General features: G+C 60.9%; 1 protein-coding gene. It reads right to left on the reverse strand.

Going from position 1 to position 1415, the window contains the following annotated elements:
• Window positions 1-27: 27 nt before the first annotated feature.
• On the reverse strand, window positions 28-1293 hold the full coding sequence (gene urtA / locus HX846_RS33955; protein ID WP_003217372.1) for an urea ABC transporter substrate-binding protein: 1266 nt from the start codon (window positions 1291-1293) through the stop codon (window positions 28-30).
• Window positions 1294-1415: the final 122 nt, after the last annotated feature.

Below are 1415 nucleotides of genomic sequence, written 5' to 3' on the forward strand. Positions count from 1 at the left end.
AGCGTGGGAACGATCAGTGCGGCGGTCTTAGTTGCTCTTGACGGCGTAATCCGGCTTCTTGTCATTCCCCGGAATGTACGGGCTCCATGGCTGCGCCCGAATCGGCTCCTGGGTCTGCCACACCACCGAGAACTGCCCGTCAGACTGGATCTCGCCGATCATCACCGGCTTGTGCAGGTGGTGGTTGGTCTTGTCCATGGTCAGGGTGAAACCGGACGGCGCGGCAAAGGTCTGCCCGGCCATGGCTTCACGCACTTTGTCGACGTCGGTGGACTTGGCTTTCTCCACCGCCTGCGCCCACATGTGGATGCCCACGTAGGTGGCTTCCATCGGGTCGTTGGTCACGGCTTTGTCCGCGCCCGGCAGGTTGTGGGCCTTGGCGTAGGCTTTCCAGTCTGCGACGAATTTCTTGTTCACCGGGTTCTCCACCGACTGGAAGTAGTTCCAGGCGGCGAGGTTGCCCACCAGCGGCTTGGTGTCGATGCCGCGCAGTTCTTCTTCACCCACGGAGAAGGCGACGACCGGTACGTCGGTAGCCTTCAGGCCCTGGTTGGCCAGCTCTTTGTAGAACGGCACGTTGGAGTCGCCGTTCACGGTGGAGATCACTGCGGTCTTGCCACCGGCGGAGAATTTTTTGATGTTGGCCACGATGGTCTGGTAATCGCTGTGGCCGAACGGGGTGTAGACCTCTTCGATGTCTTTATCCGCTACGCCTTTGGAGTGCAGGAACGAACGCAGAATCTTGTTGGTGGTGCGCGGGTACACGTAGTCGGTGCCCAGCAGGAAGAAGCGCTTGGCGCCGCCGCCTTCTTCGCTCATCAGGTATTCCACCGCCGGGATCGCCTGCTGGTTCGGCGCCGCACCGGTATAGAACACGTTCGGCGACATCTCTTCGCCTTCGTATTGCACCGGGTAGAACAGCAGGCCGTTGAGTTCTTCGAACACCGGCAATACCGATTTACGCGACACCGAGGTCCAGCAACCGAACACCACGGCGACCTTGTCCTGGGTCAGCAACTGGCGGCCCTTCTCAGCGAACAGCGGCCAGTTGGAAGCCGGGTCCACCACTACCGGTTCGAGCATCTTGCCGTTCACGCCGCCCTTGGCGTTGATCTCGTCGATGGTCATCAGCGCCATGTCTTTGAGCGAGGTCTCGGAGATCGCCATGGTCCCGGACAGCGAGTGCAGGATGCCGACCTTGATGGTCTCGGCGGCCTGTACCGTCCAGGTCATGCCCATCGCGGCGATGGATGCCGACAGTGTGAAAGCCTTGATCAAGCTGCGACGCTTCATTGTGCAATCTCCATGACTCAATGATGTGATGAGGGAGTGATTGCAAAGGCTGTGCCGGGGCGCGCAATCGTGGTGCGCGCGAGCCGTGACCGGGCTGTGGGGGTGGGCGATGCACCAATGCG

Origin of the sequence: Pseudomonas sp. K5002 (assembly GCF_013386655.1) — a bacterium.
GTDB lineage: Bacteria > Pseudomonadota > Gammaproteobacteria > Pseudomonadales > Pseudomonadaceae > Aquipseudomonas.